General features: G+C 52.4%; 17 protein-coding genes and 1 other RNA gene. 4 read left to right on the top strand and 14 right to left on the bottom strand.

What is annotated here, in order from left to right:
- Nucleotides 1-237: 237 nt before the first annotated feature.
- Genes ABJT94_RS17745 through ABJT94_RS17735 form a run of 3 tightly spaced genes read right to left on the bottom strand, consistent with a single transcriptional unit; the run spans nt 238 to nt 2,283 of the window.
- A complete protein-coding gene (locus tag ABJT94_RS17745; protein WP_348477276.1) occupies nt 238-1,065 on the bottom strand; it encodes a DUF2971 domain-containing protein in 828 nt (275 codons plus the stop codon).
- Entirely contained in the window at nt 1,046-2,095 is a 1,050-nt protein-coding gene (locus ABJT94_RS17740) for a tyrosine-type recombinase/integrase (RefSeq protein WP_348485150.1), read from the bottom strand. The genes ABJT94_RS17745 and ABJT94_RS17740 overlap by 20 nt, the downstream gene beginning before the upstream one ends.
- Before the next feature lie 2 nt (nt 2,096-2,097).
- On the bottom strand, nt 2,098-2,283 hold the full coding sequence (locus ABJT94_RS17735; RefSeq protein WP_348477629.1) for a hypothetical protein: 186 nt from the start codon (nt 2,281-2,283) through the stop codon (nt 2,098-2,100).
- Nucleotides 2,284-2,403: 120 nt separating this feature from the next.
- Between ABJT94_RS17735 and ABJT94_RS17730 the strand changes: the two genes are divergently transcribed.
- Nucleotides 2,404-3,387 (top strand): hypothetical protein, encoded by a 984-nt coding sequence (locus ABJT94_RS17730; RefSeq protein ID WP_348477335.1) that lies wholly within the window; start codon nt 2,404-2,406, stop codon nt 3,385-3,387.
- Between the two features lie 25 nt (nt 3,388-3,412).
- On the opposite strand, the gene ABJT94_RS17725 is transcribed toward ABJT94_RS17730, so the two are convergent.
- The 5 genes from ABJT94_RS17725 to smpB all read right to left on the bottom strand — a co-directional run bounded on the left by ABJT94_RS17725 (nt 3,413) and on the right by smpB (nt 6,898).
- A complete protein-coding gene (locus tag ABJT94_RS17725; RefSeq protein WP_348477336.1) occupies nt 3,413-4,069 on the bottom strand; it encodes a hypothetical protein in 657 nt (218 codons plus the stop codon).
- A complete protein-coding gene (locus tag ABJT94_RS17720) occupies nt 4,062-4,307 on the bottom strand; it encodes a hypothetical protein (RefSeq protein ID WP_348477338.1) in 246 nt (81 codons plus the stop codon). Before ABJT94_RS17720 ends, ABJT94_RS17725 begins: the two co-directional genes overlap by 8 nt.
- Before the next feature lie 18 nt (nt 4,308-4,325).
- Nucleotides 4,326-5,744, bottom strand: coding sequence for a replication endonuclease (locus ABJT94_RS17715; protein ID WP_348477339.1), 1,419 nt, complete (start codon nt 5,742-5,744; stop codon nt 4,326-4,328).
- Nucleotides 5,745-5,869: 125 nt separating this feature from the next.
- Nucleotides 5,870-6,255, bottom strand: a transfer-messenger RNA (tmRNA) gene (gene ssrA, locus ABJT94_RS17710).
- Nucleotides 6,256-6,412: 157 nt separating this feature from the next.
- Nucleotides 6,413-6,898: an SsrA-binding protein SmpB gene (gene smpB, locus ABJT94_RS17705; RefSeq protein WP_127557919.1), complete on the bottom strand. Its 486-nt coding sequence runs from the start codon at nt 6,896-6,898 to the stop codon at nt 6,413-6,415.
- A 151-nt stretch (nt 6,899-7,049) separates the two neighbouring features.
- Between smpB and ABJT94_RS17700 the strand changes: the two genes are divergently transcribed.
- Together ABJT94_RS17700 and ABJT94_RS17695 are read left to right on the top strand one after the other, a co-directional pair.
- Nucleotides 7,050-7,391 (top strand): CidA/LrgA family protein, encoded by a 342-nt coding sequence (locus ABJT94_RS17700; protein WP_348477340.1) that lies wholly within the window; start codon nt 7,050-7,052, stop codon nt 7,389-7,391.
- Nucleotides 7,388-8,089: an LrgB family protein gene (locus ABJT94_RS17695; RefSeq protein ID WP_348477341.1), complete on the top strand. Its 702-nt coding sequence runs from the start codon at nt 7,388-7,390 to the stop codon at nt 8,087-8,089. The genes ABJT94_RS17700 and ABJT94_RS17695 overlap by 4 nt, the downstream gene beginning before the upstream one ends.
- Here the strand turns inward: ABJT94_RS17695 and astE are convergent.
- The 6 genes from astE to ABJT94_RS17665 form a co-directional block, all read right to left on the bottom strand.
- On the bottom strand, nt 8,046-9,077 hold the full coding sequence (astE, locus tag ABJT94_RS17690) for a succinylglutamate desuccinylase (RefSeq protein WP_348477342.1): 1,032 nt from the start codon (nt 9,075-9,077) through the stop codon (nt 8,046-8,048). The two genes, ABJT94_RS17695 and astE, sit on opposite strands and share 44 nt — an antisense overlap.
- 83 nt (nt 9,078-9,160) lie before the next feature.
- Nucleotides 9,161-9,874: an ABC transporter permease gene (locus ABJT94_RS17685; RefSeq protein ID WP_348477343.1), complete on the bottom strand. Its 714-nt coding sequence runs from the start codon at nt 9,872-9,874 to the stop codon at nt 9,161-9,163.
- Between the two features lie 2 nt (nt 9,875-9,876).
- Complete coding sequence (locus ABJT94_RS17680) at nt 9,877-10,587, bottom strand: ABC transporter permease (protein ID WP_348477344.1); 711 nt, start codon at nt 10,585-10,587, stop codon at nt 9,877-9,879.
- Nucleotides 10,588-10,768: 181 nt separating this feature from the next.
- A complete protein-coding gene (locus ABJT94_RS17675) occupies nt 10,769-11,527 on the bottom strand; it encodes a transporter substrate-binding domain-containing protein (protein ID WP_348477345.1) in 759 nt (252 codons plus the stop codon).
- Between the two features lie 256 nt (nt 11,528-11,783).
- Nucleotides 11,784-12,557, bottom strand: a complete 774-nt coding sequence (locus ABJT94_RS17670) for an ATP-binding cassette domain-containing protein (RefSeq protein ID WP_348477346.1) — start codon at nt 12,555-12,557, stop codon at nt 11,784-11,786.
- A 241-nt stretch (nt 12,558-12,798) separates the two neighbouring features.
- Complete coding sequence (locus ABJT94_RS17665; RefSeq protein ID WP_348477347.1) at nt 12,799-12,924, bottom strand: hypothetical protein; 126 nt, start codon at nt 12,922-12,924, stop codon at nt 12,799-12,801.
- Nucleotides 12,925-13,650: 726 nt separating this feature from the next.
- Here ABJT94_RS17665 and ABJT94_RS17660 point away from each other — a divergent pair.
- Nucleotides 13,651-15,246 carry an ABC transporter substrate-binding protein gene (locus ABJT94_RS17660; protein ID WP_348477348.1) on the top strand — a complete coding sequence of 532 codons (1,596 nt, stop codon included), beginning with the start codon at nt 13,651-13,653 and terminating at the stop codon, nt 15,244-15,246.
- Nucleotides 15,247-15,362: the final 116 nt, after the last annotated feature.

The raw sequence follows: 15,362 nt of genomic DNA, 5'->3' as shown, positions 1-15,362 counted from the left end.
GGCCATCCATGGCCCCGACCCTTCGGGCGCCTTCGGCGGGCCCATTCGCTCCTGGCGAATGGTCGAACCCGACGCTGTTAGCGAGCAATTCCCGCCGCCTCCACCACATCCAAAAAAAAAGCCACCCTCTTGGGTGGCCTTTTGGATGTGGTGGAGGCGGCGGGAATCGAACCTTGCATTTTTATCACCAAATCAATAGGTTACCAATGAGTGTACCAGAAATGCGTCAATCGCCAATCAGGTTGACCTGAATGGGATCTTTGAACAACCAAGTTTAAAACTATAATACGTGTACCTCTTTTTAAACAGCCCGAACACCTGTTTATTTGTTTCAAAATTCATACTTGGACCGGTATTAACGCTAGAGGCTATAAAATTTCCAGTCCCACCATCTACCAATGATACTTTAATATATGGAATAGGCGCCTCTGCTCCTTCTCTCAGGTAAAGTTCATCTGAATTTGTGATATTGGAGTACTTAACTAACCTCCACTCTTGCTCTGAAGCAAAAGAGGGATCCTTAAACAAACAAGCATCTCTAAATACTTCAGATATAAAGTCACTAAAGTAACTCTCTCTTTCACCTGCCTGACAGGCTCTTATCAAATTCGAAATACTTAAAGACGCAGCTTTTTTTGCTTCAGCAAGACTGTAGTTGACCTTTTTAAAATGCACGACACTATCGCTCATTGTGGACTGCAGCTCGTCAGCATGGAACCCAATATTGAAGCCTCCTTCAGAACCATACCCTCTCCACTGGGGAAGTGAGTCACCATTTTCTGAGAATGAAGCAACGTAAATCCTAAGATCATTTTGTATGTTTTCAATGGAATACAAAGACGACTCACACTCTTCACGTAGTCTATTGTCTAGATCGCCTGACCTATCTTTGAAACAGTCCATTAGTATTTCAATATAATAATGAAATTCCATTGCATCATTTAGGAACCTGATATCTGTCAGCCAGATTTCTTTGCTTTGCAGTATTCCGATTAGCCCAGACATATTCGTGTAGTGAAAGTAGTCACCAAGCAATTCAATAGCTTCATCTGATCCAGCGTCCATATACACTCCTAATCATTCCCCAGTCTTTATGCCCCATCTGATAAGCCACCTTAAGCGGGTTTTCCCCTTTTGACAACAGAGTGGAGGCATAAGTATGTCTAGTCTGGTATGGGTTTCTATATGCAACACCTGACGCCTTGATAGCCTTTTTCCAAACTCTTTTTCGAATTATCTGGTCGCTGTCCCACCTCTTCATATACTTCGGGTCGTAAAATACAAAACAATCCTCATTTGAGCTCTGTTCTTGTTGACTTAGTAGAACCTCTATTGCGGTACTCGATAGCGGTACTGATCTCCAACCTGAACTCGACTTAGTGTCTTTAATGCGCCCCCTAACGCATGCCCTACGAATATGAATCTGCCTATTATCCAAGTCTACATCGTCCCACATTAAGGCTATTAGCTCTGAAGTACGTAAACCGGTCTCGAATGCAAAACAAATGAGATTACGCTCAACACCTGTTAGTACCGACAAAATCTTATCTACTTCTACCTGGTTGAATGGGCTTGGTTCTGAACGGTCATGTTTTGGATTTCTCACACGAATCATAGGATTCTGCTCAATGAGACCGTCGAAAATGGCGTCTTCATATGCTTGGCGCAGAGGAATCAGTATGTTTCTCTTTCGTTTCCCTGATATTTCAAGGCTACTGAGCCACTCTTCAACTTTGATCGCTTTTAGCTCACCTATTTTCAGTGTTCCAAACTGAGGGATCAAGTGAAAGGTGACGGCAGAAGCATAGTCTCTCAAAGTACTATATGCCGTCCTGTCTTTCACTCTCTTCAACCATTCGTTTAATATTTGATCAACTGTAATTGATTGCTGCAAGCTTTGGCTCAGTCGCATTGCATGCTTGCTTCTCGGAAAGTGACGACCATAGTCAAACTTCCCCATAGCAATATCGTGCTGAATGGCGGCTAGCTTCAGCTCAGCAGCCTTAATATTAGGCTTAGTATCAGGCATTCGCAGTGACTCTCTGAACCGCTCTTCCTGGTAAGAAAAGCTCAGTTGCAGGCTGTTGCCTCGCACTGTTACGCCTCTGGGTAGCTTTCGATCCACTTTTCAATCTCCTCTACATTGATCATTAAACGACCATCTGGTGCCTTGCGAACGTGTTGAGTCAGCCTCCACACTCCCTTTTTGATCTTTTGCCGTATGGCCTCTTCTGAGTACCCTGAAAGCTCTGCGTAGCGTTTAACCGTGACAAACCGTCCCATATGTTGCTCCTGTGTGGGTTCGGTTATAGTCTCCACTGGTCTGAGCCGGTTTAGACCGGTAAGTACCGGTAATATACCGGTCACATATCAGTAACCATGCGGGTTTCAAGGAAATGAGGAATGGATAAGTCAGCCACTGTTGAAGCTCTGTCTGTAGCAGAAGCGACCCTTAGCACACTGGAAAACATTGAAGACTTGGACCCAGAATCAAGACCGATCGAGGTTTTGCGGGCCCTAATCGAAATGACCCGATCAATGATTGAACAAGGTGTCCCAGAAGAGAAAATCATATTCACGGTCAAGGACGTTGCAGATCGAATAAAGCAAACTGACAGCACCGAAGACGCCAGGAGGTTCGTAAACCGGCACCTTAAGAGGTTGACAGAAATCCTAGAGGATCTCCGGCCTTCCCTAGATAGCTCCTTAATCAAAGCAGATAAGCGACAGCGGTTGAGGATCAAGTCGAGCAAACAGGACAAACGAAAGTACCTCTGTCTGGACACTGAACCGCTAGATCCGGTACCAACACCTCTGATAACTGATGGAACCCTCGAAACGACAAATATTAGATACGAACTGTTCTCAATGCCTAAGATGCGCGGCCTATCAAAGCTACTCGGTGAGCTGGCAATGACTAGCACAGTGAGGTGGTCATTTGGTTTAGCCCCTTTCGTGATCATCTTTTTGACTGTGATTATGACTTCAGTTGCGGTCGCTCTTGATATGCCGCAATTGGCGGCTGCGGTGATAGTCACTGGGGTAGCGGTCTTTGCCATAGTGTTGAGTGCTATTTGGCCATTCATCCAGGCCAGTGATCAGGGGATCGTTGAATCGCCGTTCTGGCTTACGCCCCAATTCATAGATAGATCCTATCTGGTGGTAGAACCGAATAGCTTTTCTAAAAGCAGCTCCAAGGCAAAAAGCGTTATCCGAATAAAATCCTATACCGCGGTATGCCCTATATGCGAGGGAACGGTATACGTCGAACCAGGTACAAAGCGCCACGGAATGAAAGGCCGGTTTGTTGGTGCATGCCGATACAGCCCTGAGCATATATTCACATTTGATCATATGACGTTATCAGGGCAGTACGCTTTGTCTTAAGCTGGTTGTTAAAGAGCGAGCACGGTTAGTCGTGCAGTGAGTCAACTTGCCATACGGGAGCTGACTGCATGTCGAGCAATTGCTCCTCAAACGCCAACTTTCCATTTTTGTCGTATACCCGGCCTTTAAGGAAAGGTTTGAACTGTTGCCCCATATCCAGCTTCCCAGCCCGCTCTTGCTCAATGAGATCCATCATGCGAACTCCCTGGCCTTGATCTGGTGATCGATAGGAAATCCCGGTAATTTCAAATACCGGTGTTTCTAGTAACCAGTTGCTGGTCAAACACTGGAGCGATACCAATCTATCACCGTGAAGGTTCATCAATTCCTCTGGTGTTTTTCCGTCTCTCAGTTTTTTCGCCATCTCATTAATTCCTTGGTGAGTGGGTGACAGCCACCCTTTGGTTGTAATGTCGTGAATCGCCAAGACCGTATCGGGCTGATCTTCTCTCTCGCAGGCAAATGCAGAAGTTTCCATCAGATTCTGTTTACTTGAACGCTGAATCCATCTGCCTTTAGAGTCTTTTTCAATAAAGAGCCACCCCGTTACACGGACTTTCGAAGGGCCGTGATATTCAGCGTATGCCCAAGAGGCGATCCAGAAAGGAAACTGTGCTCCCCCTGCCAAAAACAGCTCCAGGGGAGTAAAGGTGTCTTCCCAATCGGCAATTGGCTCAATCATTGACGACCTCAAATCTAGCCGTGAACTCAGACCGGGTTAGCTGCTCTACTCCGTCTGCTATTTTGATGATGAGTTCCACTTCATCGTTCATCGTCAATACACCCACGATGATTCCCAGCTCTGAGATTTTGTAACGTTGAGTCGCAGTCTTTGCTTTATCAGCAACTGGAAAATTCAGGTAAGTCACAGCCTCTTTAAGAGAGAAACCGTCTATGGGTAATTCTATGATCTGCGCCATACTGGCTGCCCCGTACAGTTATTTACACAAGTCCAAGTTACCGCTGAAAGTGACAGGGTTGCCGGCTACGCCGGCAAGCCCTATCACTTTCAGCGGTTCGAATTGTTGACCCAACCAATGCCGTGTCCGCGTCGGAAGTCGCAAGATGCCACTGCATACGCCAATGACTTTCCCGCGCAGGGGCTCGCCAAAACGGTTCGTATAAGAAGTCACCACTTCACCCGTTACCCGGTTGACGGTTTCCGTATGCGCTCGCATCAACTCAACACCACGGCCTTCACCACATAGTTGCTTGTGCTGCATGGCCTCCATGAAGCCAAACCAGTCACCGGTGTCAGCCGCTTCATAGGCGGCACCCATGGCATAACCCCGACCTTCCCGAAGACGCCTCAGCTCTCGCCAGACACCCACAGGCGGGCCGCCAATCGTTTGAAACTGACGAATACGCCAAGTACTGGCCCAGGCGCGTATGCGGGTTGGTGTATCAAGGAGGGGGCGACCGGCTTGATCGGTTTTTAAATTGGCGCCGTCGATGTTCTTTGAGACGTATTTGGCCACGTACCCAGCGGCACTACCCCGGGCGGGGTCGATATGGACAATCTTAAGGCGACGCTTTAGCAGATCCGGCCGTTCTGAGTCCTTGAGCACGTACTCGCGGAAGATGCTCACCAGTGACTGTTCTGACCCTTTTGGCGTAAACAACATCAAGTGCCAGTGGGGGGTGCCATCGTGGTGTGGTTCAACCACACGTAGACCAAATGGAGTGATGTCATTGCGATGGACTTTGGCCCGAATCAGCGACCACAGCTTGCCCAGGTGATCGTTTCCGGCCCTGGGGTCGCTGCCATCGTGTCGGGGATTCACAAAGCCTTTCTTTAGGGAGGCATGAAATTCAGACGGCAACGTAAGCGTGATGAATAAACCGGCACAATCATGGGCCTGGGCATACTCTTCCATGCCGCGGACACGGGTCATCAGTTCCGCCCGCCGAACCGCCGGGTTAGACACCGTGTGTTCACTGACTTCTGCCAATGACAGACGTTCACCATCCTCACTCTCGATGAAAGTGCGCGCCAAATAGGCTTGGCTCAATTCCTGGGCGTGGAGGTACTCGTTAAAAATGGGTTTGGCCAGGTAGGGGCTCGTTCCATGCCTTACCTGACCTAGCGCCCGGTGGCTATTGTCGATGGCTTGCCGATAGTGTCGTTCTAAGTGTCGACGCCACCAGGCTGACTCGGACAGGCGTGATGCGCAGCCGACGGCCGTACGTCCCTGGTTGGGGGTGGGTGCGGTAAGGTTTAGATAATCTGCAAGCCGTGTGGCTTGTTGGAGTACTTCGGTGGGGGTATCGGCCTGTTTCAGACGCCTCGTCACGAGCCGGGCAAAGAAGACCGCCATCAGCTTGATGGACGTGACACCAATCAGGCTTGTGCCCAAATTGTGCCATTCTGGAGACCTTTGGAGACTTTCCGAGACCAATTGGCAAAACTGCGCTCTGGTCTGGAACCCGCATTCTAGCCGGGTTTGAAGGGGTTGGGGCTGGTTATTACCAGCCCCGGTATTGGTGGAGGCGGCGGGAATCGAACCCGCGTCCGCAAGCCCTCTACTCTCGGTCCTACATGCTTAGTCACTTCTTTAATTTACCCTTGCCGTTACCGAAGGACAGGTGCGACTCGGGGAGCCTGGAATTAGGTTTTAGCAGCTCCGGCCCAGACAACCTTACACTGCGATCCTGAATTATTGACAGTCAGCAGCCCCGTTCAGGCACAGGACAGTGACCGCCGGACCGGTTAATGGGTCCAGTTTGAAGGATTATGCGGCTAGCGCGTAACCTTCGTAGTTGTCATCGTTTGCAACTATGAGTTTGCAGCTTTGGTTTTACGAGATTGGCTACCATCTCGGCATGCACCTTGAGCTTTGTAACCCGCGTCGAAGCCATGTCGCCCCCGAAACTGGTGTGTCATTCATCCGTGATGACCAAACTCTGGTGGTTCTTCCTGTTCTTCTAAAACGCTTAATACTACTTTCTGTACAACCCATTAAATGGTGCCAAACCATTACAGTTCAAGCCCCTTTCAACGGCCGAGCAGTTTAACACGAAGGCGTCAGGTATTATACGCCTTCAGCACCCGCTGTTTCTGGCGGCCCCACTCGCGTTCTTTGATGGTGGCCCGCTTGTCGTGCAGTTTCTTGCCTTTTACCAGGGCAATGTCGGCTTTGACCTTGTTTTTCTTCCAAAACAGGGACAAACAGACAGCGGTATAGCCATCCTGCTCGGACTGGCGGGAGATTTTGTCGATCTCCTTGCGGTTGAGCAGCAGCTTGCGAGTGCGCGTCGGGTCGGCAATCACGTGGGTTGAGGCGGCTTCCAGCGGTGAAAAATGGGCACCGATCAGCCAGGCCTCGTTGTCCTTGAAGATGACGTAGCTGTCGACCAGCTGCGCCTTGCCCGCGCGCAGGCTTTTGACTTCCCAGCCCAACAGAACCAACCCGGCCTCATACTTTTCTTCGATATGATATTCGTGGCGGGCTCGTTTATTCTGGGCGATGGTACCGCCTGTGTGGACGGTGCTTTTCTTGGATTTGCTCATGGCGCGCATTATACCGCCCTTCCCCCCGGCGGGCGCAAGCGCTTGATGAGAGGAATTCATTCTGTGAATCAATCAGTTGCGGCATTTGCGCTGATCCGGTACCGGGTTTCAGGCACACTGCACCCGGGTCGACTGTTTAAAGGGTAAGACGATGGTTCTGGGTTTTCTGGTATTACTGGCCTATTGGCTCGCGGGCGAGGCAGTGTCGCAGTGGATCGGCTGGCCAATTCCGGGCAACGTGGTCGGGCTGGTGCTGCTGTGGGTCACCCTGACCATCATCCGCAAGGTGCCCAAACCGGTGGCCGAAGCCAGCAAAATGCTGATCCGCTACCTGACCCTGCTGTTTGTACCTGCTGGCGTGGGCCTGATTGAACACTGGGACCGGCTGATGACCAACGGTCACTGGATGCTGCTGATCATCGCCGCCAGCACCGCCCTCTCGGCCCTGGCCATGGTCGGCATCTTTCGTCTGTTTCGGGTTAAAAACACATGAGTGTCTCCATTGATCTGTTGCTGGCCATCAGCATGACACTGGGTATCTACCTGTTGGCGGAGCAACTGTACCGTCGGGCCGGTCGGTCGGCTCTGGTGCACCCGGTGATCGTCAGCATTTTCTCCATCATGGGGTTGATTACCCTGCTCGGCTGGGATTACCCGCAGTATCAGCGCGACACGCAGATGATCCACTTCCTGCTCGGCCCTGCTACCGTGGCCCTGGCAGTACCACTGCACGAGAACATGGCGCTGATCCGCAAAATGGCCATGCCCCTGCTGGTCGCCTGTTTCACCGGTGCTCTGGTAGCCGCCGGCAGCGCGGTAATCCTCTCAGACCTGATTACCGGCGATGATGTGCTGTCGCTGAGCATGAGCGGCAAATCGATTACCACGCCCATCGCGATTGGCATGGTGGCGAACCTGGGCGGCAGCAGTTCACTCGCCGCAGGCCTGGTATTACTGACGGGGGCTGTCGGAACCTTGATGCTGCCCACGCTCATGCGTCTGTGCCGCCTGGATGACCATGCGCTGTATGGTTATGTACTGGGGTTAACGGCTCACGGTTTCGGTACCGCCCAGGCGTTTGAAAAGTCCGCAACTTGTGGTGCTTTTGCGGGACTTTCCATGAGCCTGACCGGGGTTGTGACTGCCTTTATCGTTCCGCCTTTGGTGCCTTACTGGATGATCGGGCTTTAAGCATTAACCCTGCACGCTGGCCTACTGGTACTTTGGGGTTGGGGAAGACGATGTATTCGGGTTCGTTGCCCACCCGGTATTCCTGGTCGCCGTCGCGCCAGATCAGGGTGCCGGGGGCGTAGTCGGTAAAGTTGAGGGCATCGTCCGGGATGAAGAACTCCCAGGTGTCGCTGGTAACGTCTATGGAATGGCACACTTCGAATTCGGTGACCGGTCGCTTGGGCTCGGCTGGCAGAGGTTCGCCGGCAACCAGTTCACGCAATGCATAGTCGATGCCGCTGTAGCGGCTAAGGTCGTTTTCGCCAAAAGGTTTAACCGACCCCAGTTCCAGCGTGAAACTCTCGGCGCCGTAACGCAGCGATGAAAAAGAAGAGAAGGTGTTGGCTTCTTTCTGCTGCAGCAGAACGGTATCTATGTCAGACCGCGCCAGAAACGCTTTTTGGCTGGCAGGCAGCTCACGCCCTTCAACAAAAGGGTAAATACCGAAACGTTCGCGCTTGCTGCCCCGAATGGCGGTGTGCAGATCGTAGTGGAATCGTTTGGTGACGGTTACCGGCTCTTCCGCAAAAAAATTGGCAACGTAGGCCTCCAGTTTGGCGGCACGTTTTACTTCTTTCAATGTGGTGTCGTACTGCTGCCAGTCACCGGCGAAGAGACGGTTCATGTTGACCTCAACAAAGCGCCGGGCAATGTTCATTGACCAGGGGTTGCCCATAATGAACAGCACCCGTTGCCCGGCTTTTTGCTCTTCTTCCAGAACGTCACGCACGATGTCACGCACCAGCTCGATCGGGGCGGTTTCGTTGCCGTGCACGGCACAGGAGATTACGACCGAGGTATCGCAGGCGGTGTTCGGTTCAACCCGCAACACGCCACAGTCCAACAGGGTAACTTCGGTACCCGCGGACAATATCGAAAATTCGGGGCTGACGGTGTCGTCGGCCGTTGCCAGTGTGTGTTGCAGAAAATCGGAATGAGCCCCGAACATGAAATGGTTGCCTCCGCTCAATTGCAAAAAAGGCCGCATAGGGCGGCCTGGATTCAGATTTCAGACGGCACGTTCTATAACCGTCAGCGTGGGCGCAAATGCCCCAGCAAACGTTTCTCCAGTTGCTTGAACACACCCAGAATACCGAAGGTCAGTATCAGGTAGATGCAGGCGACAAAGATAAAGGCTGGAAATGGCGCATAGTATTGCGCGTAAATATTACGAGCAGCGCCCAGCAAATCGATAATGGTAACAACCGATGCAATGGCACTGGCGTGCAGCATGAAAATGACTTCGTTGCTGTATGCCGGAATAGCACGGCGAAAGGCACTGGGCAGTACAATGCGGCGCATTCTTTTGGCCCAGCTCATGCCATAAGCCTTGGCGGCTTCAATTTCACCCCGCGGTGTCGCTTCAATGGCGCCGCGAAATATCTCGGTGGTGTAAGCCGCTGTGTTCAGTACAAAGGCAATCAGCGCCGGGTAGAAAGCACCCCGGAAGATTTCCCACCAGAAAGTATCCTGAATACCGTCGATCAGCGTGACCCCGTAGTAGATCATGTACAGCTGTACCAGTAGGGGTGTACCGCGAAATACATAGGTATAGACCCAAACCGGACGGCTGATCCAGGGGTTATCGGACGCCCGCATAATGGCCAGCGGCACGGCGATGACCAGACCAATAATGAGTGACAGGAAAACCAGCTGGACTGTCGTCACCAAGCCACCCCAATACTGCATCAGGGTGTTCGGTGTGAAAATATCGTTGCTTTCGAGCAAGGCAATGAGTGCATCCATGATCAGTTGCCTCCCTTAACAACGCCAGCGCTGTACTTGTTGTTGAGCATCTTGAAAATAATGTCGGACAAGGCGGCGATGGTTAGGTAAACAATGGCAACCGGTATGAAGAACTTGAAAGGTGAACCGGTCGATTTTGCGGCTTCGCTGGCCAGCCTTACCATGTCAGCCAAACCGATCACACTCACCAGGGCGGTGGTTTTGAGCAGCACCTGCCAGTTGTTGGCAATGCCGGGGATCGCATGGCGCATCATCTGTGGAAACATGATGCGGGAAAATACTTTCCAGCCGCTCATGCCGTAAGCTTTGCCCGCTTCAATCTGGCCATTTTCAACCGCCATAAAGGCACCGCGAAACGTCTCGGACATATAGGCACCAAAAATAAAGCCAATGGTCAGTACGCCCGCCGCAAATTCATTGAACTGGGGGTATGGCAAGTCAAACCCCAGATCGTAATTCAGATAATCAAGTATGGTGTTCAGGGCTATCTGGCCGCCGAAGAACAGCAACATCATCCAGACGAGGTCGGGTACGCCACGAATCAGCGTGGTATAAAAGGTTGCGACTCCTTTCGCCAGCCGGTTGCGGGACATTTTGCCCCAGGCACCCATCAAACCGAGAAACACGGCCAGAACCAGCGAGAAGACAGCCAGCTCCAACGTAATGATGGCGCCACCAAATATGGAAGGGCCATAGCCTTCGAAATCAAACACAGGCGTTACTCTTCGTTGGTTGTTGTTTTACTGAGTTGCTTGGTCTGCCTACGCAACAGCATCATTCAATCCTGTTAACGGACTGACACCCTGTGAAGCAGGCCGAGCAACACATGAAGGGCCGGCTGACACCGGCCCTTCGCACAAACACAAAATGAAAACGTCTTGTCAGACGGGTTCGTTACAGTTTGATGTCGATGTCAAAATACTTCTGCATGATGGTGTCGTAGGTACCATCGTTCTTCAGTTGCTCAAGTGCAGCACTGACTTGCTCTTCCAGAGCGGTATCGCGCTTGCGGAATGCAGCGCCTACGCCTTCACCAAAGATGCGTGTCGGCTCCTTGATGAATTCGCCAACCTGGGATACTTCATCGTTGCCTTCCAGCATTTCGATGCCAACCGGGGCATCGATGAACATGGCGTCCAGACGGCCGCCTTGCAGGTCGACAATCATGTCGTCAGCTGTGGTGTAACGAACCACTTCAGCACCGGTCAGGAATTCAGTGACATAGGTGTCCTGAATGGTAGCCCGCTGAACACCAACGCGCTTGCCGTCGCTGCTGTCGGGGTTAAAGCCGTTGCCATCCGGTGCAAAAAACGCAGAGGGAGTTGTGTAGTAAGGGTCTGAAAACAGAACGCGCTTCTGGCGCTCTTCGTTGATCGACATGGATGAGAAAATCATGTCGTATTTGCGAGCCAGCAGACCCGGGATAATACCGTCCCATGCCTGAACAACCCACTCACAGTCGTTGCCGGATACGATCTGGCACACTTCATTGCCCAGTTCAATTTCGAAACCGGTCAGTTCGCCATCGGGGGCGCGGTATTCAAACGGTGGGTAAGGTGCGTCCACGCCCACACGAATGGTGTCCCAGCTTTCGGCCGATACGGCAGAGGTCATTGCGAGCATACCCGCAACAGCAATTAACGTTTTTTTCATTATGGTTGACTCCAGTGTTGTCATTCGATCAGGTGGTTCCTGATTCCTAGTATAGGATGGCTTACGCCGCCCCTCTTTCATCATCCCATTGTCCGTAATATTGGGCACAACCTGGCAGGTTGCGTTGGTATCCGGCGCGATCGGATACCGGACACCTCCTGTGTCCACACCAGCTTACGCTGATCATACTGGTTAACCGCCCCCAAATACGGCGCGGTCAATGCATTCCAAATGCCGCAAAGTGCAGCTTCCGGAATCAGTAATTGGGTGCAATAAACTGCTTGAAGCGTTCCGATTTCGGGTTATTGAACACTTCTTTCGGGTCGCCATATTCTTCAATCTTGCCCTGGTGCAGGTACATCACCTTGTTCGAGACATCCTGGGCGAACGCCATTTCATGGGTAACGACCACCATGGTGCGCCCTTCTTCTGCCAGTGCCCGCATCACCTTGAGTACTTCACCCACCAGCTCAGGGTCGAGTGCCGAGGTCGGCTCGTCAAAGAGCATCACCTCAGGGTTCATCGCCAGCGCCCGGGCAATGGCAGCACGCTGCTGCTGACCGCCCGACATGTGGGCCGGGTAGTAGTTGCGACGGTCGTACAGGCCAACCCGGTTCAAATGCTCTTCGGCCCGCTCGATGGCTTCTTTCTTACTGATGCCAAGCACATGGACCGGAGCTTCTATGATGTTTTCCATCACCGTCATGTGGGCCCAGAGGTTGAACCCCTGGAACACCATGGACAGCTGGGCACGCATCTTTTCAACCTGTCGTATGTCGGCAGGTTCACGCTCACCTCGACGGTTGGTCTTGAACGCCACTTTCTCACCATGCACCTGAATGTCACCTGAAGTAGGGATCTCAAGCATGTTGATGCAGCGCAAAAAGGTACTTTTACCCGACCCGGAAGACCCAATGACGGAGATAACATCGCCTTTGTGCGCTTCCAGTGAAATGCCCTTGAGGACTTCAAGCTCACCAAAACACTTGTGTATGTCGGTGGCTATCAGCGGGGCTACTTGCTGACCCATTGTGGTCTCCTGATCCGTTCCTGCCTGCGGTACCTGCCGAATGTCTGTGCTTTGGTGGCACTGGACATCTGAGGCCGGCAGAACTGATTACTTTTTATGCGTTTTTGTTGCTGGCATTTTGAATAAGCCCGGGGGCCAATGCAAAACATAATCGCACCCGGGGTTGTGGTTGTGCGACATGCGCTTGACTTCGGGGGATTCACCGGCCTGTTTCGCGACAGCCAGACCAGCGTGAGCAAGGCTACTCGTTAAACCATTCGCTCAGCGCGTGCCGGGAGGCAGCATAGAAACCGCGCTGGCTGGTCCAGGCATCGGCCATGGCGACACCCGCAAAAGGATGGCGGGACGGGGCCGATACTTGATGCAATGTTTGATTCCGCAATGGATTCGCCTCTTGAACGCTGTGCGCCCTATTCAAAACACCACTAACAGAGCGCTGCTACTGCAAAGTCACCAAAGCGTCGTTACCGACTGAGGGGTGACAATGGTCCCAATCACTGCAACGTTTCGCAATGTTGGTTCCGTATCCGGGGAGCCAGTACCCTGTAAACCCGCCCTAATTGGCATGAATCTTCGCCATTTTGGCCAAAAATTCAATGCTGCCAGTATACTCCTGCCTCGTTCCGCCTCAGAGAAAGCAAAGTGCGGACCACATCCCGGACCTTTTAACCTTAGTCGAAAAAGAGCCGCTAAAACACTCCAGAGCCCCTTAACTTTTACAGCTTTGAGACATAAAGGCGGCAATCTGACGTGACGGCACCCGGAAAAATTTAGCATTTCCTGACTGGTTGCCCTATTTTAAACCCTGCTTTATGCTCAAGCACCACAGTTGACCATAAGTACGGTTATATCGACCACTGGGGTCGGTTCTGATTTGACGTGTCAGGTACACGCCAAAGCCTGACCCGCGCGGGTTGCGGGAACCCGTACGGTGGCTGCAACACCAACTGTCAGCCTGTGCCTCGGCGTGGTCTCATTCTTGCTGAAGCGATGGTTCCCCGGCGCTCTTCCTCACAGAGCGACGGGTCAAAGGCCGCTGATGAACAGAGTCATGATCAGCAGCGGCTTACATAATAAAAGGAGAGAAATAACAATGAAGAAAAGTCTGTCACTCTTTGCCGGCGCCGCACTGGCCACGGCAATGGCGTCTACCGCTGCTGCGGACACCTTTGTGTATTGCTCGGAAGCGAGCCCTGAAGGCTTTAACCCGGCTTTTTACACTTCTGGCACCACCTTTGACGCGTCTTCGCGCACCATGTTCAACCGCCTGGTGGAATTTGAGCGTGGCGGCACGGCAGTCGTACCGGGTCTGGCTGAGACCTGGGAAATTTCAGACGACGGCCTGACCTACACCTTTAACCTGCGTGAAAACGTCAAGTTCCACGCTCGTTCAGATTTCCGTCCGAGCCGTGACTTCAACGCAGAAGACGTTCTGTTCAGTTTCGAGCGCCAGATGGATGAAGATCATCCGTTCCACGGCATCAGCAACCAGGATTACGCCTACTTTGGTTACATGGGTATGGCCGATGCAATCGAGTCGATCACCGCACCCGATGACAGCACCATTGTCTTTCAGCTAAGTGCCCCTAATGCCACCTTCCTGGCTAACCTGGCCATGGACTTCGCCTCCATTCACTCGGCCGAATACGCCGATGCGATGATGGATGCGGGCACCCCGAACCAGGTCGACATTACGCCGATCGGTACCGGCCCATTCATTCTGGCTCAGTATCGTAAAGACTCAGTGATTCGCTATGTGCGTCACAATGCCTATTGGGAAGGTGCGGCTGATATCGAGCGTCTGGTGTTCTCCATTACTCCTGATGCCAGTGTTCGTTACGCCAAGCTGCGTGCCGGCGAATGTCACCACATGGTGTACCCGAACCCGTCTGATGTTCAGGCTATGCAAGATGACCCGAACATTAACGTACTGTCCCAGCCTGGCCTGAACGTCGGCTATCTGGCATTCAACACCCAGAAAGCCCCGTTCGACAATGACCTCGTTCGTCAGGCTTTGAACATCGCAACCAACAAAGAAGCGATTCTGGATGCGGTCTATCAGGGCGCTGGCCAGGTTGCCAAGAACCCGATCCCACCAACCATGTGGTCGTACAACGAAAACGTCGTCGATTATGACTACGATCCGGAATACGCCCGTCAGTTGCTGGCCGAAGCTGGCTTCCCGGACGGTTTCGAAACCGACATCTGGGCAATGCCTGTACAGCGTCCCTACAACCCGAACGCACGCCGTATGGCCGAGCTGATTCAGGCAGACTGGGCTGCTGTTGGTGTAGACGCTGAAATCGTATCCTTCGAGTGGGGCGAGTACCTGCAGCGCACCCAGGATGGCGAACATGAAACCATGATGCTTGGCTGGACCGGCGACAACGGTGACCCGGATAACTTCCTGAACACCCTGCTGGGCTGTCAGGCGGCTGAAACCGGTGGTAACCGTGCGTTCTGGTGTGACGAAGAGTTCAACTCACTGGTTGACCAGGCTCTGCGTACACCCGTCACAGAAGAGCGGACCGCTCTGTACGAAGAAGCTCAGGTTGTATTCAAGGCAGCAGCGCCCTGGATCACCATTGCTCACTCGGTGGTCTTCGAGCCGGTTCGTCCTGAAGTTCAGGGCTACGTCATGAGCCCGTTCGGTTCGCACTCGTTCTACGGGGTTAGCCTCGCAGACTGAGTCAACACCTGACAGTTAAGACGTCTCTATCAGGGCGGCAGACCATCTGCCGCCCTTTCTTGTTTAATAACCGCTGCCGTCACCGCTGGGTGATGCAGGCACCGGCACCTACCCGG

Origin of the sequence: Saccharospirillum sp. (assembly GCF_039982735.1) — a bacterium.
Classification (GTDB): Bacteria; Pseudomonadota; Gammaproteobacteria; order Pseudomonadales; family Natronospirillaceae; genus Saccharospirillum.
Note: the sequence above shows the minus strand (reverse complement) of the source record. Positions and strands in the feature narration are given on the sequence as shown.